The organism is Amycolatopsis sp. EV170708-02-1 (assembly GCF_022479115.1).
Taxonomy (GTDB): domain Bacteria; phylum Actinomycetota; class Actinomycetes; order Mycobacteriales; family Pseudonocardiaceae; genus Amycolatopsis.
The window spans coordinates 5,550,917-5,574,237 of the sequence record NZ_CP092497.1 but is presented as its reverse complement, the minus strand read 5'-3'; the positions used below and the strand labels follow the sequence as shown (position 1 = coordinate 5,574,237).

Genomic DNA, 23,321 nt, shown 5'->3' with positions numbered 1-23,321 from the left:
CGACTCAGCTCTTGGCGAGGATCTGGCCGACCGCCTTGAGGACGTCGTCGAATTCGGACGAGACCGATCGCGCCTTCTGTGCGAAGGTCGACGGCTTCAGCTCCGGCAGCGGCCGCCGACCTTCGCGCCAGGCCTTGAGCTGCCGCTCGTCCTCCGCGATCTTGAGGTCGGAGGCGCATACGGCGCCGCCGGTGAGCAAGCCCAGGGAATCGATCCACTTCTCGGTGTCGTACCGCGCCGCCGCACCGTAGTCGACGATTCGAGTGCCGGCTTCGAGACAACTCTTCACGGCGTTCTTGTACTTTTCGTTCTTGACCAGATCGGGAAGGTTTTCACCGGCGGCGGAGAATGTTTTCCCCAGCATGTCGAACGTCGCCCATTGGCGTTGAAGCACGGTGTCGATCTGGAGCGTCACCCGTGCCGGGGACGAGGAAACGGTCAACGCGGTGCCGGGTTCGAGCGGCGTTCCGGCCAGGGGTCTTTTCGCTCGCCAGAAGCGAAAGAGCTGCACCTCCGTCGGCACGCCGCCGTGGCGATCGGCCGCGACGTCGGTGGGAGTCCGCACCAGCCAGACGACCTTGGTGTCGTTGCTGACGAAGACCGTCGTCCCGAGTTCGTTGGTGCACATGACCAGCTGGGACAAATCCCGCGGCGGCCCTTCGATCATCGACAACGGAACTCGCCTGCCGGTCGCGGCATCGGGGCAGCCAGGAGCGGGGGTGGCGGTCACAGTGTCCGGCGGCGGTGGTCCTCCGCCGCCTTCACAACCCGTCGTGGGACAAGCGATCGCCAGAGCGAGCACAACGGAGATCGAGCGCTGTCGCCGCATCATCGCCCCCTTTCGTGGGGAACCTCGCATGCAGGTCGCCGCGCGGAAGGAAGCTGTTACAAGGAAGCCGGCCGGCCGTCGTTTCACCGCGCCGGCGTCCGGTTGATCGCGATCAAATGGCTGCTCAGCCCGAGCAGCGCCGGTTCGTTTTCGACGGCTTTGGTGAAGCGGAGAACAACGTCGAGGTCCGCCGCGTCGTCCCACCGGTCGGTGAGCTGCGGAAGCCAGCCCGCGAGCCCTTCGACACCCACCACGTCAAGCAAGCTGAGCCCGGCATCGAGGCATTCTCGACGTAATTCGCCGGGGTGGTGGAAGTAGCCGGTGGTGAACCAATGGGGATGGTCGCTGTCGTTGCGGTGCTGACCGGTAGCCAGGTCGGCGCTCACTATCCGCTGGAATTCCGGGTCGAAAAGAAAGCCGCGGGCGAGGCCGTCGAACAGTGATGCGAAGCGTGAGATCGCCGCGACGAATATCCATCCGCCGGGGCGGACCGCGCGACCGGCTTCACGCAATGCCGCGAGACGATCATCGCGGTCGGTGAGGTGGTAGAGGGGGCCGAGCAGGAGCGCGGCGTCGAAGCTCCCGTCCGGCACCGGCAACGCACGGGCGTCGGCCAAAGCCGCGGTCATTCCCGGTGTCCTGCCGGCGAGTCGCCGAGCCGCGGCGACATGGTCCGGGACGATGTCGAACAACGTCACCTGATGGCCGTCCTCGGCAAGCCAGGCGGCGTGCGTTCCGGTGGCTCCGCCGATATCGAGTACGCGCAGGGTGCCGTCCGGCAGATGCCGCCGTACGATCTCCTGCGTCCGTAGGAACTCGAGACGGCCGGACGCCTCGGTGAGTCGTGCGCCTTCATCGATCGATCGGTAATGCTGGATCATCTCGTGCGGTGGTTCCCTCACCACGCGAAGACTACGGTCGGCTTCCGGGCGGCGCACCGGAATATCCGTGCGGGCACAATGACCGCATGGCGGATCTTCAGTGGGGTGAGGTCAAGTGCTTCTTCGATCCTGAGCTGATGGGTGCGCTTCCCGATGTGTACGTCCCGGGCACCTCCGAGGAGGACTGGCAGCGCGTGCTCGATCTGATCGAGGCGCGCGGTTGGCAGTGGGAATTCCGACAGGGCGAAATGACGCTGCCCTTGCCTTCAGCAGCCGAAGTGCTCTTTCGCCCGCTCGATGCCGAACTGGTGGAACTGAAGGTCTGGCCGGTTCCAGGAGTGCTTGCCATCTTCCGTCTCATGGCGGCCGAGGAGATCGACTTCGACATCGACTTGCGGGAGTTGCAGGGGCAAGCCGGAGTCGACACCTTGTGCGGGTTTCTCACCGACATCGGGCGAGAGCTGGGAAAGCCGGTTCTCATGACGCCGGAAGGCGGAAGCCAGGCCCATCCGGTCCTCGGGTTCGATCCGGCTCACGACCGAGTCGTGCTGCTGGCCGACTATCTTGCGGGTGTGGATGTTCAAGTGCTTGAAGGTGCGTTGGTCGAGGTACCGGCGGACACAGGAATGGACCGGCGTGCCTTCGGGGAGTTCGTCGGGCCGCGGGGCGAGTTGGCCTCGTACGCGTTCGGATGGACCACCGGATCGGATCCGCACGCCGCTCGCCTGTCGGTCGGGATCGGCGCGGGCAACCCCGGCGGCGGCACCTTCCACGCCGTCATCTTCCACCACGAGGACGGACACGCGTTCTCGTTGACCAGCGACCCGTTCGAACGGGTTCCGGAGGGCGGTCCCGACCTGACAGCGGACGAGGCACGTGCCCATGAGGACCTGCCGTTCATCTGGGCGGTCGCCGACGAGGTCATGCGGCGCGATCGGCGGGCTTGGTGGATGCGGCACTGGCTCTTGCGCACCATGTGCGTCCAGACCCTTGAGGTGTTCGAGCGCCGCGAGCCGATTTTGCTTGTCCAGCACGACGCCGACGACGGCATGTGGCAGCTCGTCGGTGCTTCCGACGCGGACGCCGGCACCGGCAAGGCCGGGCATCTGCACCACGCCATCGACGAAGACCGGACCCTGGTCGACGTCCTCGACCTGCCACCCGGCGGCAGCGTGACACGAACGGGCGCCGGAAGTCCTTGGACCGGCGGCGCCTAGTGTTCGTCGAGATCGTGTTCGCGGGGTTGCCGATCGATCGTGACGAGGTCGAGGAGGCTTTGGAATCGGAGTTCGAGGTCACCGGTGCGGGCAGTGGCCTGGGTCGTTGCCATCTCGACCTCGAAATCGTGGAGGGCTCGGACACGACCGCGGCACTGGAGCGGCTGAGGGCGGTGTTGTCCGACCTGGGAGTCGCGGACTGTGCGACCTTGAACGTGAGCGAGTGAGCATCCCGCCCCGTCTCTGGGACGACGAGAAACCCCTGTTCAGGTCCCCTTTCGCGTCTCACGTCGCCGAGCCCCCTTGTGCCCCGCCGAACGGTCCGGCAAGACTTCGAATCGCACGGCTACGAGGGGGGATCCCGTAGCAGATCGGGAAATTTCGAACGAAAACGGCAATCTCGCCGCGGGCCCCTGCCGAATTGTCACCACTTCGAAAGGAAATCGCATGCGAGCCAATCGTTTCATCGGTGCCACCTGCGCCGCTGTCGCCATCACCACCGTCCTCGGCGGGACGGCCCAGGCCGAGGAGTCACCGGCCGACGCGGAGAAATCCTTCTGCATGGACCGCGCCGGCGCCTTCCGGGACAGCGGCAAGGGCAAGACCGTCAAGGGGCGTTACACCATCGTCCAATCCGAGAGCCTCGCGGACGTGCAGGCCGGCGGCTACGCCGAGGACATCTCGACGGGCGACCGGGTCATCGCCCAGCGCAGCCACCGGAAGTTCGAGATGCGCGACGATCCCTGGTACCCGGACGACGACCTGATCGGCGGCAACTACGGATCCTGCCGCAGCCGGAAGGCGACCTGGTACGACGCCAACGTGCGGGACTGGATCAAATCACCCGCCGTGGCACTGCAGATCGGAGGCACGAACAAGAGCTACGCGGTCCGCAGCTGTGTCGAAACCCCGGAGGGATACCGGGGCTGCACCGCCTGGTACGTCGACCACCACTGAACCGGACGCTAGCCGAAGATCCGGGCGCGTAGTTCCTTCACCGTCTGGACCGAGGCGATCAGGTCCAGGGTGTCGAGGTGCAGCGACCAGGCCGTGCCTGCCGCGGTCTTCACGGTCCGCTCGACCAGACTGAAGGAGATCCTGCGCGGGTCGGCGCCGCCCAGCGCCACGGCGGTGCCGACCCACTCCCGGTATTCGGTGCCGCCCGCGGACACGGTGGCCCGCGGCTCGAGTGCGACGTCACGAAGCGCGCCGAACAACCGGTCCAGGTATTCGGTCATGGCCCGGCGGCCGGAGATCGGCTCGGTCAGGCCGGGACCCCGCAGGGTCGCCGTGCCGTCCACCCCGGTGACCAGGATCCCCGCCGCTTCCCGGTTCCACGCCAGTTGCCGGATTCGCGGCGGCAAGGGGAGCGCCGGGGCCGGGTCGGTCGCCGACGGGGTGATCCCCTCGAAGAGGTTCCGCAGCGGGTTCGCCGGATCCTCGACCGGGCGGAACATGTCTACCTGGTCCCAGAACCGCCTGCCGTCCTGCACCCTGGCCGGATCCTTGCCGTCGGCGGGATCGCCGAGGACGAGCCGGTGCATCGTCTTGAAGGAGACCGGTTTCCCCTTGACGGTGCCGGTGTTGAGCGCCTCGACGAAGACGACCCTGCCGTCGGGGCCGGAGGTGACGGTCTCCGGAACGAAGACGTAGTCCGGGACCAAGCTCAGCACGCCCTCGATCTGGCTTCTGATTCCCGCCCAGTCCCGGGGCGTCTCGAGCCCGCTGTCCCACAAGCGCGCCGTCCCGTCTTGGACGAACAGGTTCATGTACGCGTCGACATCCTGGGTGTTTCTTCCCCAGGCACGGTAGGCGTCCATGAACCGCTCCACGTTCGAGGGCGTGTCACCGGATTCGGCGGTCGCGGAAGTCGCGAGAACGACACAGGACAGCACGGCCGCCGCGAGGGCGGGCAACAGTCGTGAAACCTTCATGGCCCAAGGATCGTCGAGACCGGGGAGCGCTGTCGATTACGTCGGAGGTAAGCGGGCAGGCGGGTAGATTCTCCCTGTGGGGCTTGAAAAGGAAGCGGTGCGCCGGGTGGTGATCGTCGCGTTCGACGACGCGCAGATCCTCGATGTGGCCTGTCCCAGCGGAGCGCTGGAGATCGCGAATTCGCACGGCGCCGCGCCACCGTATGTCGTCGAGCTGGCGACGCTCGACGGGCGGACGACGCGGAGTTCGTCGGGGATCATGCTCGCGGGTGCTCGCCGGCTCGCCGAAGTGTCCGGGCGGATGGACACGGTGATCGTGGTCGGTGGCGCGGGAACGGGGGCGGCCGCGGTGGACGAGCGTCTGCTGACGCAGGTGCGCAGGCTGGCCGGGCGGAGCAGGCGGATCGCCTCGGTGTGCACGGGTGCCTTCGTGCTGGCGGCCGCCGGGTTGCTCGACGACCGGCGGGTCACGACGCATTGGGGATACGGCGAGCTGCTCGCCGCCACCTTCCCGGCGGTGACGGTGGATCCGGCGCCGCTCTACATCCGCGACGGCAACGTGTTCACCTCGGCCGGGGTCATCAGCGCGCTGGATCTCACGCTCGCGCTGATCGAGGACGACTGCGGCCCGACGCTGGCCCGCGAGGTCGCCCGGGAGCTGGTGACCTATCTGCACCGCCCCGGCGACCAGGCCCAGATCAGCACGTTCCTGGCCGTCCCGCCGCCGGGCAACCGGGTCGTGCGCGACCTCTTGGGGTACATCGCCGCGCATCTCGCCGAAGACCTGAGCCCGTCGGCGCTGGCGGCTCGCGCCGGGGTCACCACCCGGCACCTCACCCGGCTGTTCACCGCGCAGCTGGGCAGCACCCCGGCCCGGACCGTGCGGACGGCGCGGACCGAGGCCGCCGCCCAGCTGGTGCGGTCCACCGCGTTGCCGCTGGCCGCGGTCGCGCGGCGATGCGGATTCGCCTCGCCGGAGACCCTGCGGACGGCGTTCCGCCAGTACTACGGGATCACCGGGGACACACTTCGCAGGATGAAGGACATGCCCCACCCGATCGGCGCCTGAGCTCCCCAGAATCGCGGCATGGACAGTGCGAAGACCACCCGCAGGACAGTGCTGGCCGGAGTCGCGGCGGCCGCCGCGTTCGGCCTCTCCACCGGCACGGCTCAGGCGGAGACCAAAGGACCGAAGATCGGCATCCTGCTCTACGACGGGTTCAGCCTGCTGGATCCGACGGGGCCGGCCGAGGTGTTGTCCCGGCTCCCCGGCGCCACGGTGACGATGATCGCCCAGCAGCGCGGCCCGGTGCGCACGGACACCGGTGATGTCGCGGTGCTGGCGGAACGTTCGGTGGCCGAGGTGCACCGGCTGGACGTGGTGCTGGTGCCGGGCGCGGGCAATCGCGGCACGGTCGCCGCCATGGAGAACCCGGTCCTGCTCGACTGGATCCGGCGTATCCACCGGCACACGACGTGGACCACGTCGGTGTGCACGGGCTCGTTGATCCTCGGCGCGGCCGGGCTGCTCCGCGACCGGGCCACCACGTACTGGGCCTCGGCGGACTATCTGGAGAAGACCTTCGGCGTGCGCTACGTGCCCGAGCGCTACGTCCAGGTCGGCAAGGTCGTCACCGCGGCGGGGGTGTCCGCCGGGATCGACCTCGCCTTCCATCTCGCGTCCCTGCTGGCCGGTGAGGAGATCGCCCGCGGTATCCAGCTCGCCGTCGAATACGACCCGCGGCCGCCGTTCGACTCGGGCAACGCCGCGACGGCGAGCCCGGAACTCAAGGCGCTCGCGCTGGAACTGCTCGCGGACTCGCAGGTCTAGCGGGGGCCGTAATCCTTCAGCACCAAGGCGTTCGCCGCTTCCCGGATCGGGCGGGCCATCTGTTCGAGGACGCGGTTGCGGCCGGGGAGGTAGGGCATCAGTTTGATCATCCGGGTGTTGAACCAAGCGAAAGCCCGCGACTGCGGGATGATCCCGCGTAGCGCCATCTTCGCCAAGGCCTGGTTCTTCTCGACGTACGGGCGCATTTCCGCCTCGTAGCGGGACAACGCCACCGTGGGGTCGCCCGAAGCCGCCAGCTCACCCGCCAGGACGTACGCGCCGACAAGGGCCAGGCTCGTGCCCTGCCCCGAGGCGGGCGACGGGCAATAGCCCGCGTCACCGAGGAGGGTGACGCGTCCGGCCGAAAAGCGGTCCATGCGGATCTGGCACACCAGGTCGAAGTAGAAGTCGCCCGCCTCTCGCATGGCGTCGAGCAACGCCGGGATCTCCCAGCCCAGCTCGGCGAACTGGCGCGCGACGAGGTTCTTCTGACCTTCGACGTCCCGCCGGTCGTAAGCCAGCGGCGGAGCGCTGAACCAGAACGCGGCCTTGGCGTCGTCGGCGCGCGCGGTGCTGTAGACGTTGACCATCTTGCCGGGCGCCGCCGAGTGCAGCAGTTCCCAGCGGTCGAGTTCGAAGGTGTTGGGCACGGTGGAGATCGAGATGTAGGCGTCGAACCGGTGCAGGAAGTCCTCCTCCGGGCCGAACGCGAGCGCCCGGACACCGGAGTGCAGCCCGTCGGCGCCGACGACCAGGTCGAACCGGCGCGGGGCCCGTGGGCGAACGTCACGTCGACGCCGCCGGAACGCTGTGCCAGCCCGGTGATCCAGTCGCCGAAGACGTACTCGGTGTTCTCGCAGGTCGCGTCGTACAGGACCTTCGCCAGGTCGCCGCGGAGGATTTCGGTGTCGTCGCCGTGGCGGAAGCCGAAAGTGTCGGCGTCGAGGGTGGCGAGCTGCTTGCCTCGTTTGTTCACGAACGCGGCGCCCCGCATGTCGGTGCTCGCCGTGTGCACCTCGTCGAGCAGGCCCATCCGGCGGACGACGTCGACGGCGACACCGCGGATGTCGACCTTGTAGCCGCCTTCGCGCGGGCTGGGGCCCGTTCGACGACGGTGGCGCTGAAGCCGCGGCGGTGCAGCCACCAGGCGAGGGCGGGCCCGGCGACGCCGGCGCCGGAGATCAGGATGTTCTTCGTCATGTCCGGCAGCGTGGGCGAGCCCGCTGACCGGTCACGAACCGAGCGCGAACCGCCGCTGACCGAGATCGTGGATCGCCTGGTCAGGAGGCATTTCCCGGCCGCGGGCGAAGGCGTCGGAGTAGGCGTCGGCGCCGATGCGGGCCCGGACGCGGCCCACCACACCGTCGACGTCGGCGTCTCCGGCGACGGACGCGCCGCGCAGCCCGACCGCGACGCCGAGCAGGAACGCGGCCCGCTCGTCCTCGTCACGGGCGGCGAGGACCCCGGCCAGCCCCTCGATCGCCTGGGCCGCGCCGGGCAGGTTCGCGTACTCCAGCGCGGTGGCGAGCGCCTCCTGGTGCAGTTCGGTCGCCGCGTCCAGGTCACCGGCGGCGGCCATCGTCCAGCCGAAACCGGTGTGGAGCCGGATCCGCGTCTCGCCACCGGTCACCGGGCCGATGGCCAGGCCGAGCGCGGCGGAGTACCAGCGCCTGGCCGTCGCCAGGTCACCGGCGCGGCGCGCGACCTCGCCCAGCCCGCCCCTGGCCCGCGCGAGCGTCAGCGGATTGCCGCGCGCTTGGCCGGCGGCGGCCTCGTAGTCGGCTTTCGCGGCCTCCCCGTCACCTGCGCGCAGGACGCCGTCGGCGCGGCGGCAGAGCAGATCGGCGGCGTCTTCGAAGGAACCGAGCTCCGCGGCCAGCCGCACGGATTCGTCCATCAGTTCACGGAACCGGACGTGGTCGCCGCGCCAGTCCGCGAATTCGGCGAGCTTCTCCAGCGTGCTCGCCGCGCCCCAGCGGTCACCCAGTTCGCGGAACCCGGCCAGCGACGCGGAGAAGTGCGTTTCGGCCTCGGCGATCCGGCCGTTGTACTGCGCGCCGAGGCCGTCGCTGACCCGCGCGAACGCCCGCGACCAGCGGTCTTCGCCGATGAGCGCGGCGAGCCGTTCGCCCTCTTTTGCCTTGGGGTGCGGGGAAAACGCCCACAGCAGGAACAGGTACGGGTACCGCAGCGGACCGTCGAGCCGCCGCACGATCGGCTCGATCCCGGCGCCGGTGGCCGACGCGTGGACGAGACCGAGGACGTATTCCTCGGCCAGTCCCGGCGGCGGTTCGGGGCCGATGGCGGCGAGCGCGGCGTCCGCGAAGGGTGTCGCTTCGCTGCGCAGGCCGCGCAGCCACCAGTACCAGGACAGGGCCGCGATGAGCCGCAGGGCGAGGCCGGGGGCGGCGGTCACGCTCCAGCGCAGGGCGGCGTGCAGTTCGGCGTGCTCGGCGCTCAGCTCTTCCAACGCCACGAGCTGGTCCGCGCCGCGCAGCCTCGGTTCGGACGCTTGGGCGAGGCCGAGGAAGTATCCGGCGTGCTCGGCGCGCCGGTCTTCGCCCTGCTCGGCGCAGAACGCGCGAATGGTCTCCAGCATCCGGTACCGGCCGCCGTCGAACTCGACGAAGGACTTCTCGACCAGTCCGGCCAGCACGCCTTCCGTATCGGACACGGCGCAGACGCGTTCGACGGCGTCGAGCTTCGCGCCACCGGCGAACACCGCGAACCGGCCTGCCAGCCGCTGTTCTCGCGGGTCGAGGAGGTCCCAGCTCCACTCGACGACGCCGCGCAGGGTCCGGTGCCGCGGTTCGGCGGTCCGCTCGCCGCGCGACAGCAGCCCGAAGCGGTCGCCGAGCCGGGCGGCGACATCGGCGGCGGACAAGGTCCGCAACCGCGCCGCGGCGAGCTCGATCGCCAACGGCAGACCGTCGAGCTCGGCGCAGATACGGGCCACGGCGGCCGGGTCCGGCGGACGATCGGGAGCGACCGCCGCGGCCCGCTCGGTGAACAACCGGGCGGCGGCGCCCGCGGGCAGGGGACCGACCGGCACCAGCGTCTCGCCGGTCAGCCCCAGCGCTTCGCGGCTGGTGACGAGCACCCGCAGACCCGGGCAGTCAGACAGCAGCCGCCGCACCAGCCACGCGGCTTCGGCGACGACGTGTTCGCAGTTGTCGAGGACGAGCAGCGGCGACCGGTCGGCGAGCCCGGCGACCAGGCGGTCGGCGGGATCCGAAACCGCCCCCGGCGTCAGGACGCCTTGTTCGCGCAGGCCCAGCGCGGCGAGGACGGCGGGCGCGACCTCGGTCACCGTGGCGAGTTCGACGAAGCAGACTTCGCCGTCCTGCCGGGAAGTCGCTTCGACGGCGAGCCGTGTCTTGCCCGCTCCGCCGGGCCCGATGAGCGTGACGAGCCGGGTCTTCCCGAGCGCGGCGACGAGCCGGTCGAGTTCGCCGCGGCCGACGAATCCCGTGAGCGGCACGGGAACCCGGAGGGCCGGCGACCCGCGCAAGACGGCGGCGTGCGCGTCGGCGAGGTCCGCCGACGGGTCGGCGCCCAGTTCGTCGGCGAGGCGGCCGCGGGCTTCGGCGAACACGGCGAGCGCCTCGGCGGAGCGGCCGCTGCCGTGCAAGGCGCGCACGAGCTGGGCGGTGAGCCGTTCCCGCAGCGGGTGTTCCCGTGCGAGCTCACGGAGTTCGGCGACGAGCTTTTCGTGGTGTGCCAAGGCGAACCCGGCCTCGACGCGGTCCTCGATCGCGGCCAGCCGCAGCTCGGCGAGCCGGGCCGCGCGGGGCGGGTCGGCGAGCCCGTCGAGGGCGGGCCCCCGCCACAGCGCCAGCGCTTCGGTGAAGAGCGCGAGCTTCGTGCCCGGCTCGGCGGTCTCCCGCGCCTGGGCGGTGAGGCGTTCGAACCGGTGGAGGTCGACGTCCTGCGGATCGACGGCCAGCCGGTATCCGGCGGGGGTGAACTCGACGAGCCCGTCGGGCGCGCCGCCGTCCTTCAGCCGCCGCCGGAGCCGGGAGACCTGGGATTGCAGGGCTTCGGCGGCACCCTCGGGCGGATGGTCGCCGTGCAGGCCGTCGATCAGCTGGTCGGCGCTGACGATCCGCCCGGCGTCGAGCGCGAGCAGCGCGAGCAGGCCCCGCAACTGCGGCCCGCCGAGCGCGACGGGTGTCCCGTCGGGAAGGCGGGCTTCGACCGGCCCGAGGATGGCGAACTGCACGGGGTCGATTCTGGCCTACCCCGGCCCGTCGTGAGGTTGGTGGCCCGCACGCGGCTCCGTCGGCGTTCGTGTCGCGAAAGCCACTTTCGGGACATCACACGTCGCGAAAGTGGCTTTCGCGACACGTCACCTTGCCCTGGAGCAGGTCGAAGGGCGCCTTCCCCTTGGTCCAGGGCAAGGGCGGGAACTCAAGGTCGGCGGGCCTGAGCTGCCCGGGTGTCCATAAAGGACACACGCTGCGGCGGATTGCCCGGTTTGTGCGTATTTCCGGGGTCGCGAACTGCCCACCCTTGCCCTGCCCCGTGTTAACGGCCGCGCCGAGGTTCGGCAACACACGGAAACCCGCCCGTCACCACCGGGCGGACGACCGGAAACGAGGCGTTCGTAGCTTCTGGCTCCCGTCCCCGGTGCTCTGGAGGAGACCTCGGTCATGACCATCGAAGAATCGGAGACCCGTGCCGCGCCCACCGGCCTCGGCGCGACGAAGGAGACACTCGAGGACTACACCCTCCGATTCGCGCCGAGGACCTACCGTCGCTGGACACCGGCGGTGGTCGGTGCTTCCGCGTTGGGCGGGATCGCCTACATGGCGGATTTCTCGATCGGCGCCGGGATCGGCCTGACCCACGGCACGGGCAACGCGCTGCTGGCGATCGCCCTGGCGGCGGTGATCATCTTCGTGACCGGATTCCCGCTGGCCTACTACGCGGCCCGGTACAACATCGACCTCGACCTGATCACCCGCGGTTCAGGTTTCGGCTACTACGGTTCGGTGCTGACCAGCGTCATCTTCGCCAGTTTCACCTTCATCTTCTTCGCCCTCGAAGGCTCGATCATGGCGCAGGGCCTGAAGTACGCGATAGCGCTGCCGTTGTGGCTCGGCTACCTGGTGTCCACCCTGGTGATCATCCCGCTGGTCGTCTACGGCATGAAGGTGCTGGCGAAACTGCAGAGCTGGACGAATCCGCTGTGGCTGCTGCTGATGGTGGCCCCGCTGGTGTTCCTCGTCGTGAAGGATCCCGGTTCGGTCCAGCGGTGGCTGTCCTACGAAGGAGAGGGCGGGGCCGGGCTGAGCACGGCCGCGATCATGCTCGGTGCCGGCGTGTGCCTCTCGCTCATGGGGCAGATCGGAGAGCAGGTCGACTACCTGCGTTTCATGCCGCCACGCACGGCGGAGAACCGGCGCGCCTGGTGGACCTCGATGGTGCTGGCCGGGCCGGGCTGGGTGTTCTTCGGCGCGATCAAGCAGGCGATCGGCGTGTTCATGGCGGTCTACATCCTCGACGCGGTGGGCAAGGCGGCCGCCGTCGAGCCGATCGAGCAGTTCACCGGCGTGTTCACCGAGGTCATGCCGGCGTGGCTGGTGGTGCCACTGGCGCTGGTCCTGGTGGTGCTCAGCCAGGTCAAGATCAACGTCACCAACGCCTATTCCGGGTCGCTGGCGTGGACGAACTCCTTCACCCGGATCACGAAACGCTATCCGGGCAGGCTGGTGTTCGTGCTGGTGAATCTGGCCATCGCGCTGATCCTGATGGAAGCGGACATGTTCAGCTTCCTCAACGGCATCCTGAGCTTCTACTCGAACTGTGCGATGGCGTGGGTGGTCACCGTCGCCACCGACATCGCGATCAACAAGTTCGTGCTCGGGCTCTCGCCGAAACAGCCGGAGTTCCGGCGCGGGATGCTGTTCGCGGTCAACCCGGTCGGTGTCGTCGCGTTCCTGGGTTCCTCGCTCCTCTCGATCTCCGTCTACTTCGGACTCTTCGGGCCCGGACCCCGGCCGTACTCCCCGTTGGTCGCGGTGGTGGTCGCGGTCGTGCTGACCCCGCTGATGGCGGTGCTCACCCGAGGGCGTTTCTACCTGCGCCGCACCGATGACGGCCTCACCGAGCCGATACTGGACGAAGACGGCAATCCGAGCGGCACCCATTACGGCTGCGAGGTCTGCGGAGAGGCTTACGAGCGCCCCGACATGGCCGCGTCCGCCACCGGCGGGACGATCTGCTCGTTGTGCCTGAGCACGGACCGGGAAGGACGCCACGTCCTTCCCGCCTAGGCCCGTCCTCCTCGACGAAGGCGCCCGCCGGACATGGTGAACGTGCCGTCCGCGAACGGGGCGGCCGCGGTGTCGTGGCTGATCATGAGCAGCGCGATGCCGTGCCGGAGCGCCGTCGCGGTCACGAAATCCCAGAGCCGGTCGCGGTTGGCCGCGTCGAGGGCGGAGGTCGTCTCGTCGCAGACGAGGACCCTGGGGCGGGCCAGGAGCGCGCGGGCCACGGCACAGCGCTGGAGCTGGCCGCCGGAGAGCGAGCCGGGACGGCGGCCGTCCGGGTCGACGCCGAGGGATCCCAGGATCTCCGTCGCTTCGAGCCGGGCTTCTTCGCGATCGAGGCCGCGAAGAAGACGGGCGGTGTCGGCCACCTGGTCGAGCACCTCACGGAACTCGTCGAAGGACGCGCGGCTGTCCTGGTGGACGTACTGGACGGCCCGCAGCTGTGCGCGATCGCGACGACGGGCGAGGCGGGGGAGCCGGACGCCGTCGACTTCGATCGTGCCAGCGGTCGGCGGGGTCAGACCGGCGACCGCGCGGGCGAGGGTCGTCTTGCCCGCTCCCGAGACCCCGGTGATCAGGGTGCGGCTGCCCGCCGCGAGCTCCAGGTCGACGTCCTCGACGAGGGCCGTCCGCCCGGCGCGCACCGTGAGTCCGCGAACGACGAGTACCGGCGAGGCCGGCGACGGCGGCGCGGGCTCATCGAGGCGCACGGGGCCGGGGACGGCCTCGCACGGGTGCAGACGGTGGTCGCGGAGTTCGGCGACGTCGCCGTCCAGCGCACGCGCCAGCGTGAGGTCGTGGGTCAGGATCAGCAACGCCGTTCCGGACCGGGAAAGCTCCGCGAGCCTGGCGGTGAGCACGGTCCTGTTCGCCGCGTCGAGACCACTGGTCGGCTCGTCGAGCACGAGTAGCCGGGGCCTGGTCACGAGAGTGGTGGCCAGCGCCATGCGCTGCTGCTGCCCACCGGACAGCTGATGCGGGAACCGGCGCCACAGCTCCGACTCGAGTCCCGCCTCCGCCAAGGCGGTGCGGGCCGCCGCGAGCCGCGCGGCGCGGCCGTGGTGGTGAAGCGCGGCGAGTTCGGCCAGCACCGGCCCGCAGCGGCGGACCGGGTCCAGCACCGCCGACGGCTGCTGCGGCAGGTGGCCGGCGACCCCGGCCGTGGCTCGTCGCAGTTCGGTAGCGGTCCGGTCCAGCAGCGGGGAGCCGGCCAGCCGCACCGAACCGGACAGCGTGATCCCCGGGCGAGCCCGTCCGGTCGCGGCGAGGCCCAGGGTGGTCTTCCCCGCGCCGGACGCGCCGAGCACGACGAGGACGCGGCCCGGTTCGAGGGTCAGTGAGACGTCGTCGAGCAGAACGGTTTCCCCGGCGTGGGCGGACAGACCGGTGATCTCCAGAACGGTCACGGGATCACCCGCCGGGCGGCGAGCAGCCGGTCGGTGACGAGGTTCGTGCCCACGCACAACGCCATCAGCAGCGCGGCGGGCACGAGCACCACCGCGGGCGCGGTGTAGAGGGCCTCGCTGTTGCGTTCGATGACCACGGCCCAGTCCGGGGAGTCGGCGGGCAGGCCGAGGCCGAGGAAGTTCGCCGACGCCAGCAGATAGAGCACCACGCCGAGCCTGGTGCCGGCGTCGGTCGCGACCGGGCCGGTGACGTGCCGGGCGACGTATCCGAGCTGGATACGCCACCACGGTCTTCCTTGCAGGGTCAGGGCTTCCACGGCGGTACGGCAGCCGGGCGCCAAGGCCGCGGCCCGCACCACGCGGGTGATCGCCGGTACCTGGAGGAAGGCCACGGCCGGGATGAGCACACCGGGCCCGCGGTGCCCGGTCGCGGCGAGCACCATGAGCACCAGCAGCGACGGGAAGGCCAGCACGAGATCGAGGGAGCGCATCACGGTTTCGTCGGCGAGCCGTCCGCGCCCGGCCGCGACGAGACCGAGCGGCACCCCGGCCAGATAAGCGAGCAGGAGCGCGGCGACGGTCATGCCGATCACGGGCAGCCCGCCCGCGAGGATCACCGTGAGCGCGTCGCGGCCGAGGACGTCGGTGCCGAGCGGATGCGCGGCGGCCGGCGCCTGCCAGGGCGCGCCGACCGACACCACGGGGCCCGCGAGCACCGGCCCGGCCACCGCGAGCAGGAGCGGTATCGCGAGCAGCGACCACCCGAGCGCCCGGCTCACCATGTGACCAGCTCCCGGCGCGGGGTCAGCCGGTGCGCGACCAGGTCGGCGACGAGGTTCCCGAGCACGACCACGCCGGCGAACACCAGCACGTAGCCCTGCACCTGCGGGATGTCCCGGTTCTGCACGGCCTCGACGAAACCCGTGCCGAGCCCGGTGATCGCGAACAGGGATTCGACGATCACCGTGCCGGTCAGCAGTCCTTCGACGGCGCGGGCGAGCTGCTGCACGGCGGGTGCGGCGGCGGCGGGCAGGAGATGCCGCAGCACCACGGTGCGTTCGGGGAGCCCGAGCAGGCGCAGATGCTCGGCCACCGGCCCCCGGGTCTGTTCGGCGATCCCGATCCGCAGCTGCCGGGCGACGTCGCACAGCTGCCGGGCGACCAGCACGATCACCGGCAGCACGAACACCTCGGGGAGCGCGGCCGGGTCCGTTCCGGCCGCGGTGGCCGGAAGCAATCCGGTGTGCACGGCGAATCCCGCGACCAGCAGCAGGCCGAGGACGAACTCGGGGATCGAGTGCAGGAACAGCGTGACCGCGGTGAGCGCCCGGTCGATCCGCGATCCTTCGCGCAGCCCGCAGACCACTCCGACGACCAGCGCGAGCGGTACGAGCACGAGCAGCGTCACCCCGGCGAGCACCGCGGTCGCGGCGAGGCGGCGGACGATCTCGTCGGCCACCGGCGCGCCGGTCACGAGCGACCGGCCGAGATCGCCGGTGACCAGCCCCGAAAGCCAGCTCCCGAACCGGTCGAGGAGCGGCCGGTCGAGCCCGAGCTGCTGGCGGACGGTCGCCACCTGCTCGTCGGTGGCCTGTTCGCCGAGCACGACCGAGGCGGCGTCGCCGGGGAGCAACGCGGTCACGGCGAACGTCGCGACCAGCACGAACATCGCCTGCACCACGGCGAAACCCAGCCGTCGTACGGTGTGACCCGGCACGTCAGGAGAGCCGGGCGCGGTCGAACCGCGCCCAATCGAAGGTGTTCGGTGGCGCCGTCACCACCCCGGAAACCCGCTTCGACACGGCGATCGTCCAGGTGCTGAACCCCCAGGCGAGCAGACCGCCCGATTCGTGGACGATCCGCTGCGCGTCGCCGAACAGGGCCAGCCTGGCCCGTTCGTCCGCGGTGGCGGTGGCGCGATCCAGGAGCGCGTCGAACTCCGGCGAGCCGAAGCCGTTGACGTTGTTCGAGCCGCGGGTGCGGAAGCGCTGGTTGAGGAACGTCGGGACGGGCAGCGTGGCCGTGCGGGTGAGCGCGGCGACACCCTTGGTCTTGATCTCGCTGAAGTAGGTGCTCGACGCGCGGGTGTTCGGCGTGGCGGCGAGCCCGATCTCCTTGAGCTGCTGGGAAATCAGCGTGGCCGCGGTGGCGAAGCCCGGGTCGACGTCGCTGGTTTCGACGGCGAAGGCCAGCCCCTCCGCGCCCGCCTCGCGGACGAGCGACCGGGCCAGGTCGACGTCGCGGCGGCGTTGGGGGATGTCCGCGGCGTACCCGCGGAGCCCCTTGCCGAACAGGTCGTTGCCGATCTCGCCACGTCCGGCCAGTGCGACGCGGTTCAGCGCCTCTCTGTCCACTCCGGACAGAACGGCGCGCACCAGCCTCGGGTCGGAGAACGGGGGTTGGGTCAGGCGCAGGATCAGGCCCTGCATCGTCGTTCCCTTGGCTTCGAGCAGCGAAACGCGCCCGTCGCCGGCCAGCCGGGCCGCGGTTCCGGCCGCGAGGTCGTGGGCGTAGTGGACCTGCCCGGACAGCAACGCGTTGACGCGCGCGGCTTCTTCGCTGACCGGCACGAATTCCAGCTCGTCGACGCTCGGCGCGCCGTCCCAGTGCGACTCGTTCTTGCGGAAAACCGCCGGGCCGCCGGGAGTGAACGAGACGAACCGGAACGGCCCGGAGCCTACCGGCGCGGTGAAGTCCGTCGTCCCGGCCGGCACGATCTCCGCGCCGGGAGCGCCCCAGCCCGACGGGAACTCGAAGTCGGGCGCGGCCAGCGTCAGCTCGATTTCGTTGGGGGACAACGCTTTGCTGCGGGCGAAGTCCACCTTCGCGAAATATTGCCGCGACGAGGACGCCAGCGCGGGATCGGCGATCCGCCGGAAGCTGTAGAGCACGTCGTCCGCGGTGACCGGGCGTCCGTCGTGGAAGGCCGCCTGCCGCAGCCGGATCCGCCAGCGCGTGCCCGCGGCGTCGCTTTCCCAGGACTCCGCCAGCCGCGGCCGCAAGGAGGTGTCGGCGTTGTAGGCGACCAGCGTGTCGAAGAGTGCTTTGGCCCGCGCTTGATCGACGAAGAGCGAAACCTGGGCCGGGTCGAGGGTCTCCTTCGACCCGCCCGCGGCGAACGCCACTCGCAGCCGGCCGGTGTCCGCCGGCGCGGTCCCGCAGGCGGCCAGGGGCGCGAGCGCGGCCAGCGCCAGCAGTCTCCGACGGGTGAGCGGATGACGCGTCATAGGTACCTCCGGGACATCGAGCACTGTCCCGGGCGCGCGACCGCACGTGAACGGGACCCCGCTCCGCACTCCACGACAGTTGGGGTTGGCGGTGTCCGGCGGGCAGTCCGGCTCACGGCGTACGGCCGTTCACGGTTGCGGGTCAGCGCCGGATTCACACCGGCTTCCCCCGACGGGCACCTTCTTGGGTTGTGGCGCACACGGTAACCCATGAGCGGGGTGTGCTACACAGGATCAAGATCACGAAGGGGAGGCCGGTGGACGGGAAACTCGCGGCGGACTGGGTGCGCCGGTGGGACGTGCAGCAGGAACGCTATGTCGCCGACCGTGAAGAACGCTTCACCGTGTTGATCGACGTCGTCGAACACGTCTGCCGAGACGTCGCCGAGCCGCTGGTGCTGGACCTCGGCTGCGGTCCGGGCTCGCTGACCACCAGGCTCGCCCGGCGGTTGCCGCACGCCCGGATCGTCGGCGTCGACGACGACCCGTTCCTGCTCGCCCTCGCCAGGGCGACCCGGCCGGAGCAGGGCGGCATCGAGTACGTCCGGGCCGACCTCGCCGAAAGCGGCTGGCTGAAGTGGCGGCCGGTCGACGCCGCGGTCTCGACGACCGCCTTGCACTGGCTGCGCCCCGAGCGGCTCGCCGAGGTCTACCGCGACCTCGCCGGCGCGCTGAGGGCGGGCGGAGCGCTCGTCAACGGCGACCACCTCTACGACGAACAGCCGGCCATCCGCGAGCTCGCCGAGGTGGTCAAGGAGCGCCGCGCGGCCCGTGCCGGGGTCCACGCCAACGAGGACTGGAAGACCTGGTGGGCGGCGGCCGCCGCCGATCCCGCGCTGCGGGAGCACTTCACGGCCGAAGAGCTGCGCGGCATCTCGACCGGCTACGGCAACCGGCTCAGCCCGCAGGAGCACTCCAGGCTGCTCCGGGAGGCGGGCTTCGCGGAAGTGGCACCGGTGTGGCAGTCCGGCGACGACTACGTCCTGGCGGCGCTGCGCTGAGGCGCAGACCAGATCACGACCTCAGTTGTCCATAAAGGACATAAGCCTGCCCCCTGTGTCGGATTCGGGTGCTTGGCGCGGGAATGCGCAAAGTGCGCGAATCGGGCGCCGACTTGCGGGTCCGGTGCCGTCGTGTCACCAATGGACACGACAGGCCACCTGACCGGCGAGAGGACACGAAATCCGGTGAACCTGACTCTCGTCGTCGTACTCGGTGTCGTCAGCATCGTCGCGGTGGCCGCGTTCTCCGAGCGGCTCAACGTGGCCGCTCCGCTGAGCCTCGTGCTGGCCGGTATCGGCCTGAGCTTCCTGCCGGGCGTCCCGCATCCGGAGATCGAACCCGAGCTGATCCTCGCCGGGGTGCTCCCGCCGCTGCTGTATTCGGCGGCGGTGAACATGCCGGTGGTCGACTTCCGGCGGAACATCCGGCCGATCACCGGTCTCGCGGTGCTGCTCGTGGTGGGGACGACCTTGGGCGCGGGCTGGCTGTTCCACTGGCTGATCCCGGACATCGGCTGGCCCGCCGCGTTCGCGCTCGGCGCGGTCATCAGCCCCACCGACGCCGTCGCCGCGACGTCCGTCGGAAGGAGGCTCGGCCTGCCGCCCCGGCTGCTGACCGTGCTCGAAGGCGAAGGGCTCGTCAACGACGCCTCCGCGCTCGTGCTGCTGCGGTCGGCCGTCGCCGCGGTCGCCGGGTCGGTCTCCGTCTGGGGCATCGTGGGGCAGTTCTTCTACGCGGTCGTCGTGGCGGCCGGCATCGGGCTCCTCGTCGGGATCGTCAACGTCCGCGTGCGTGCGTTGCTGGGCAACGCCGTACTCAACACCGCGATCTCCTTCGTGGTCCCGTTCATCGCCTTCCTGCCCGCCGAAGAGGCCGGAGCCTCGGGCGTGCTCGCGGTCGTCGTCGCCGGTCTGGTGACCGGCCACCTCGCACCGCGGCACCTGCGCGCGACGGATCGGCTCGCCGAGGCCGTCAACTGGCGCACCGCCGCTTTCCTGCTGGAGAGCGCGATGTTCCTGCTCATGGGGCTCAGCGTCAAAACCCTCGTCGACGAGGTGCACGAGGACGGTTCGAGCGTCGGGCGCGCGCTCGTCATCGGTCTGGCCGCGTCGGCGCTGGTCATCGTCGCGCGCATCGTCTTCGTCGGGCCCTTGGTCGGCGGCCTGTATCGCGAGCAGCGGAAAGCCGCCCGGTTCAAGCCCCGGCTGGAAACGACGCAGGCGGTGCTGCGGGGCGACGAGTCGAATCCCGCCGTCACCGAGCGGCTGGACAAGGCGTCGCCGAGGCGGGTGGCGCATTTCCGGAAACGGCTCGACCGTGCCGCCGCCGACGTCGAGTTCCGGCTCACCGAGACACTGGGCTGGCGCGGCGGCGTGGTGCTCGGCTGGGCGGGGATGCGCGGCGCGATCACCCTCGCGGCGGCGCAGACCCTGCCCCAGGACACCCCGGACCGCGCACTGCTGGTCCTGATCGCCTACGTGGTGGCGACCACGACCCTGCTGGTCCAGGGAATGACGTTGCCTGCGGTGATCCGCGCGGCGCGCGTGCCGTCGGAGGACCCTGGCCGGTTGCGGCGCGAGTACGTCCGGCTCACGACCGAGCTGGCCGACGCGGCGAAGTCCCTTTTGGACGATCCCGCCCTGGAGGATCCGGGCAACGGGCCCTTCGTCGACCGGGTCGTGGACCGGGTGCGCTCGGACGTGCGCGTCCCGCCCGAGGCGCCGGGCGACCGTCCGGCTCCTGAACAGATCGAGCAGTACCTGCGGCTGCGCTTGCGGGTCCTGACCGAACAGTCCGAACGCCTCCAGCACGCCCGGTCGAGGGGCGCCTACAGCTCGGAGGCGCTGAGCCGGGCCCAGACCGCCCTCGACGTCGAGATGGCCCGGCTGGAGCAGCTGGCGGACAGGCCGGCTTCCTGACGGGCGCGTCTCCCAACGCGGCCGGTTCGTCCCAGGACGTCACGTTCCCGCTGGTCAGGGCCGCTGTTTCGTTCCCGCCTCCCAGTCCGCGCCGTTCGCCTTGCCGCCGGGCCGTCCGGCTGATGACGTTGGAATCCTCCGAAGAGAACGACAGAGGGGGAACAACAGTGAGCAAGATGAAGCGATTCGCCGCCGTGGCGGCGTTGGTGGCCGCTGCCACGGCCACGATGGGTGTCACCACCGCGAGTGCGACGGAAGGTACCCGGGACGGCGACCGGGCGTCCTGCGCCAAGACGAAGATCTGGCTCAACGACGACTGGGGCTGTGTGATCTCGTACGGGGACCGGCTGAAGGTCGCGGACGACACCTGGGACGGGAACGGCGCGCGGCTGCGCTGGACCAGCTCGGCGCCGAACTCGCACGGGAAGTTCAAGGGCTCCTGCAAGGACTACAACGGTTCGGAGAACGGTTCCGAGGAGTGCGACTACCAATTCCCGGAGGGGACGACCATCAACTACAAGCTGGAGCAGATCAGCGGTGGTGAGGTCGTCGACGAGACCGACGGCTGGGTCCAGGCCGTGGTGTGAGCCGATCAGCGGGCACCCGGGCGCCCGTCCGGGTGCCCGCCCACGGGAGCGTCACCGCAGGGCGGCGGGCGCGCCGGCCGGGACCGCGGGAGTCCGCGGCGGCACGGCGCCGATCCGCCGGTAGGCCTCGCCCGATGGCGGCCGGGGATCGGCGTCGCCGCGGTTGGGCCAGAAGGACATCGCCCGTTCCGCCTGGGCGGTGATGGTCAGGGAAGGGTTGACGCCGAGATTCGCCGAGATGGTGGATCCGTCGACGATGTGCAGGCCGTCTATCCGTGCACCCGGTGGTACGGGTCGATGACACCACGGTCCGGATCGTCGGAGATGGCGCAACCGCCGAGGAAATGCGCGGTCATCGGGATGTTGAGGATCTCGCCGGTCGTCCCTCCCGCGATGCCGTCGATCTTCTCGGCGACGCGGCGTGCGGCGTCGTTGCCCGCCGGGATCCAGGTCGGGTTCGGTTCGCCGTGCCCCGGCCCCGAGACCAGTTTGTGGCGGCCGGTGCGGGTGCGACGGCCGGAGACGGTGACTCTCCGGGACGGAGACGCTGACCGAATGCCGGGCGGACGAGGCGCTTCCGGTGGCCGTGCTGGCCGAAGGCGCGGACATCGTCCCCGTCAGCGGCGAGGGTCTGACGGAGGGCGTCGGCGCGGTCCTTCGCTTCGCGATCTGACCGGATCAGTGCGTCGCGACGGCGTCGCGTGCCTTGTCGCCGCCGGCGACCGAGCTCTCCCTGGCGCAGTGGGCGCAGCAGAAGAAGCGGTCCTCCACCTGGATACCGTGCCCGACCACGCGGCAGCCGCAGTGCTCGCAGATCGGCGCCAGCTGGTGGATCGCGCATTCGAAGGAGTCGAAGGTGTGCTTCGCTCCGTCGACGGTGTGGATCTCGAACGTCTTGTCGTAGTCGTTTCCGCAGACTTCGCAGTTCGTCATACCGACCGGTTACCCGGCTCACGGCTCCGGCAACCCTTTCGCGAACAAGTGTCCATAAAGGACTGTGTTCGGGCCAGGGGCAGAGTGCCAGGTCCGTGAAGGCCTCCTTGCCTACCCTGAGGGTAGTGAAGGGGGCCCTCACTACCCTCAGGATCGCCACATGCACCCTGTCTGCCACAGCAACCACAGCAGTCACAGCAACCACAGCAGTCACAGCAACCACAGCAACCACAGCGGCTGCGCGTGAAGGCTCCTTTCCCCTCGGCTCAGCCGGGTACCTCAGGCCCGACACCTGAGGCCGCGCGTCAGGTGTCGGCTTCGGGAACCCGTTCCCGCCGAGGTGTCCGGCTCACCGCCCACACGCCGGCGACGACCAGCAGGCAGCCGGCCAGCTGGGTGATGGTGGGCCGCTCGTGCAGGGCGAGGACGCCGAACACGACGGCCAGAACCGGGTGCAGCAACAGGAGTGAGGCACTCACCTGTGGCGCCAGCTGGGAAAGGGCGCCCGCGATGAGGAGCCAGGCGAGCACCTGCCCGACCAGTGCGAGCGCGATCAGCCACAGCCACGCGGCCAGGTCGAGGTCCAGGTCGATCCCGGTCCACACACCGCCGACCACGACCGCCGCGGCACACGCCGCCGCCGTGGAGGCGCAGACCGGGAACATCACATGGCCTTGGCCGCTGCCCTGCCGCATGAAGAACAGGTATCCCGCGTAGGCGACGCCCGCGATGGTGCCGAAAACGATGCCGCCGACCGGGTCGGTACCCGGCTCGGCCTGGCCGATCACGCCGGCCGCCATGGTCACGCCGATCAGCATGACCGGCGTGAGCGCGAGGAACCGCCTGGACGGGGCCGAACCCAGGAAAAGCCAGGTGAGCAGCGGGAAAACCACCACCTGGATGTTGATCAGCACCGTGGCGATGGACGCGCCGACGTCCTGGATGCTGGCCACCCAGAACACGTAGTCGACGCCGAGCAGCGCCCCCGCCGCGAGGTCGAACCGCATCAGCCGCCACGGCCGCGGTCCGATTCGTCGCCATTCGCGGACCGACAGGGGGATCAGCACCGTCAGCGCGATGGCGCAGCGCAGGAACGCCGTGGTGCCCGGGCTCGCGCCGGACAGTTTGGCGAACCCGGCCGACACCGAAGTGCACGCGGCGCCCCCGGTGATGCGCAGCGCGGCCGTGCGGTGCCGGTCAGGTGCCCGAACGCTCATGGCGTTCACTATGCCGAGCGCGGCCGCATAGCAAAAGTGAATGTTCCTACGGTGAAATCGGTA

The 23,321-nt window shown here is 70.3% G+C and carries 19 protein-coding genes, 2 pseudogenes and 1 riboswitch; of the genes and pseudogenes, 9 read left to right on the top strand and 12 right to left on the bottom strand.

Annotated elements, in window-relative coordinates; all coding sequences use genetic code 11:
- Nucleotides 1-4: 4 nt before the first annotated feature.
- Both MJQ72_RS25430 and MJQ72_RS25425 read right to left on the bottom strand, forming a co-directional pair.
- Nucleotides 5-673 carry a hypothetical protein gene (locus MJQ72_RS25430; protein WP_240593525.1) on the bottom strand — a complete coding sequence of 223 codons (669 nt, stop codon included), beginning with the start codon at nt 671-673 and terminating at the stop codon, nt 5-7.
- 239 nt (nt 674-912) lie between these two features.
- Nucleotides 913-1,710: a bifunctional 2-polyprenyl-6-hydroxyphenol methylase/3-demethylubiquinol 3-O-methyltransferase UbiG gene (locus MJQ72_RS25425; protein ID WP_240593524.1), complete on the bottom strand. Its 798-nt coding sequence runs from the start codon at nt 1,708-1,710 to the stop codon at nt 913-915.
- 86 nt (nt 1,711-1,796) lie between these two features.
- Between MJQ72_RS25425 and MJQ72_RS25420 the strand changes: the two genes are divergently transcribed.
- The 3 genes from MJQ72_RS25420 (at nt 1,797) to MJQ72_RS25410 (ending at nt 3,884) form a co-directional block, all read left to right on the top strand.
- Nucleotides 1,797-2,927, top strand: coding sequence for a hypothetical protein (locus MJQ72_RS25420; RefSeq protein WP_240593523.1), 1,131 nt, complete (start codon nt 1,797-1,799; stop codon nt 2,925-2,927).
- Nucleotides 2,927-3,154, top strand: coding sequence for a hypothetical protein (locus MJQ72_RS25415; protein ID WP_240593522.1), 228 nt, complete (start codon nt 2,927-2,929; stop codon nt 3,152-3,154). Before MJQ72_RS25420 ends, MJQ72_RS25415 begins: the two co-directional genes overlap by 1 nt.
- Nucleotides 3,155-3,374: 220 nt before the next feature.
- The gene (locus MJQ72_RS25410) at nt 3,375-3,884 is read left to right on the top strand and encodes a hypothetical protein (protein WP_240593521.1); all 510 of its coding nucleotides are present in this window, start codon (nt 3,375-3,377) and stop codon (nt 3,882-3,884) included.
- 8 nt (nt 3,885-3,892) lie between these two features.
- Here the strand turns inward: MJQ72_RS25410 and MJQ72_RS25405 are convergent, their stop codons facing one another.
- Nucleotides 3,893-4,861: a nuclear transport factor 2 family protein gene (locus MJQ72_RS25405; RefSeq protein WP_240593520.1), complete on the bottom strand. Its 969-nt coding sequence runs from the start codon at nt 4,859-4,861 to the stop codon at nt 3,893-3,895.
- Between the two features lie 106 nt (nt 4,862-4,967).
- Here MJQ72_RS25405 and MJQ72_RS25400 point away from each other — a divergent pair, with 106 nt between their 5' ends.
- Nucleotides 4,968-5,930 carry a GlxA family transcriptional regulator gene (locus MJQ72_RS25400; RefSeq protein ID WP_240601418.1) on the top strand — a complete coding sequence of 321 codons (963 nt, stop codon included), beginning with the start codon at nt 4,968-4,970 and terminating at the stop codon, nt 5,928-5,930.
- Between the two features lie 18 nt (nt 5,931-5,948).
- Entirely contained in the window at nt 5,949-6,692 is a 744-nt protein-coding gene (locus tag MJQ72_RS25395; protein ID WP_240593519.1) for a DJ-1/PfpI family protein, read from the top strand.
- On the opposite strand, the pseudogene MJQ72_RS25390 reads toward MJQ72_RS25395, so the two are convergent.
- Both MJQ72_RS25390 and MJQ72_RS25385 read right to left on the bottom strand, forming a co-directional pair.
- Nucleotides 6,689-7,892 (bottom strand): annotated as a pseudogene (locus MJQ72_RS25390) (FAD-dependent monooxygenase). The gene MJQ72_RS25395 and the pseudogene MJQ72_RS25390 sit on opposite strands and share 4 nt — an antisense overlap.
- A 31-nt stretch (nt 7,893-7,923) precedes the next feature.
- Nucleotides 7,924-10,914, bottom strand: a complete 2,991-nt coding sequence (locus tag MJQ72_RS25385; protein WP_240593518.1) for a BTAD domain-containing putative transcriptional regulator — start codon at nt 10,912-10,914, stop codon at nt 7,924-7,926.
- Between the two features lie 430 nt (nt 10,915-11,344).
- Here MJQ72_RS25385 and MJQ72_RS25380 point away from each other — a divergent pair, with 430 nt between their 5' ends.
- On the top strand, nt 11,345-12,970 hold the full coding sequence (locus tag MJQ72_RS25380) for a cytosine permease (protein ID WP_240593517.1): 1,626 nt from the start codon (nt 11,345-11,347) through the stop codon (nt 12,968-12,970).
- On the opposite strand, the gene MJQ72_RS25375 is transcribed toward MJQ72_RS25380, so the two are convergent.
- The 4 genes from MJQ72_RS25375 to MJQ72_RS25360 are packed head-to-tail and all read right to left on the bottom strand — an operon-like array spanning nt 12,967 to nt 17,600.
- Nucleotides 12,967-14,373 carry an ABC transporter ATP-binding protein gene (locus MJQ72_RS25375; protein WP_240593516.1) on the bottom strand — a complete coding sequence of 469 codons (1,407 nt, stop codon included), beginning with the start codon at nt 14,371-14,373 and terminating at the stop codon, nt 12,967-12,969. The two genes, MJQ72_RS25380 and MJQ72_RS25375, sit on opposite strands and share 4 nt — an antisense overlap.
- Complete coding sequence (locus MJQ72_RS25370) at nt 14,370-15,155, bottom strand: ABC transporter permease (protein WP_240593515.1); 786 nt, start codon at nt 15,153-15,155, stop codon at nt 14,370-14,372. The genes MJQ72_RS25375 and MJQ72_RS25370 overlap by 4 nt, the downstream gene beginning before the upstream one ends.
- Complete coding sequence (locus MJQ72_RS25365) at nt 15,149-16,090, bottom strand: ABC transporter permease (protein WP_240593514.1); 942 nt, start codon at nt 16,088-16,090, stop codon at nt 15,149-15,151. The genes MJQ72_RS25370 and MJQ72_RS25365 overlap by 7 nt, the downstream gene beginning before the upstream one ends.
- A 1-nt stretch (nt 16,091) precedes the next feature.
- The gene (locus MJQ72_RS25360) at nt 16,092-17,600 is read right to left on the bottom strand and encodes an ABC transporter substrate-binding protein (RefSeq protein WP_240593513.1); all 1,509 of its coding nucleotides are present in this window, start codon (nt 17,598-17,600) and stop codon (nt 16,092-16,094) included.
- Between the two features lie 83 nt (nt 17,601-17,683).
- A riboswitch (cobalamin riboswitch) is annotated at nt 17,684-17,799 on the bottom strand.
- Nucleotides 17,800-17,857: 58 nt separating this feature from the next.
- Between MJQ72_RS25360 and MJQ72_RS25355 the strand changes: the two genes are divergently transcribed.
- From MJQ72_RS25355 to MJQ72_RS25345, 3 genes are all read left to right on the top strand, one after another.
- The gene (locus tag MJQ72_RS25355; RefSeq protein ID WP_240593512.1) at nt 17,858-18,601 is read left to right on the top strand and encodes a trans-aconitate 2-methyltransferase; all 744 of its coding nucleotides are present in this window, start codon (nt 17,858-17,860) and stop codon (nt 18,599-18,601) included.
- 186 nt (nt 18,602-18,787) lie between these two features.
- Entirely contained in the window at nt 18,788-20,521 is a 1,734-nt protein-coding gene (locus MJQ72_RS25350; protein WP_240593511.1) for a sodium:proton antiporter, read from the top strand.
- Nucleotides 20,522-20,697: 176 nt separating this feature from the next.
- On the top strand, nt 20,698-21,108 hold the full coding sequence (locus MJQ72_RS25345; RefSeq protein WP_240593510.1) for a hypothetical protein: 411 nt from the start codon (nt 20,698-20,700) through the stop codon (nt 21,106-21,108).
- Between the two features lie 51 nt (nt 21,109-21,159).
- Here MJQ72_RS25345 and MJQ72_RS25340 read toward each other — a convergent pair.
- From MJQ72_RS25340 to MJQ72_RS25330, 3 genes and pseudogenes are all read right to left on the bottom strand, one after another.
- Nucleotides 21,160-21,638, bottom strand: a pseudogene (locus tag MJQ72_RS25340) (GMC oxidoreductase); the annotation flags it as partial.
- Between the two features lie 148 nt (nt 21,639-21,786).
- Entirely contained in the window at nt 21,787-22,041 is a 255-nt protein-coding gene (locus tag MJQ72_RS25335) for a Prokaryotic metallothionein (protein WP_240593509.1), read from the bottom strand.
- A 305-nt stretch (nt 22,042-22,346) separates the two neighbouring features.
- The gene (locus MJQ72_RS25330) at nt 22,347-23,258 is read right to left on the bottom strand and encodes a DMT family transporter (protein WP_240593508.1); all 912 of its coding nucleotides are present in this window, start codon (nt 23,256-23,258) and stop codon (nt 22,347-22,349) included.
- Nucleotides 23,259-23,321 lie beyond the last annotated feature (63 nt).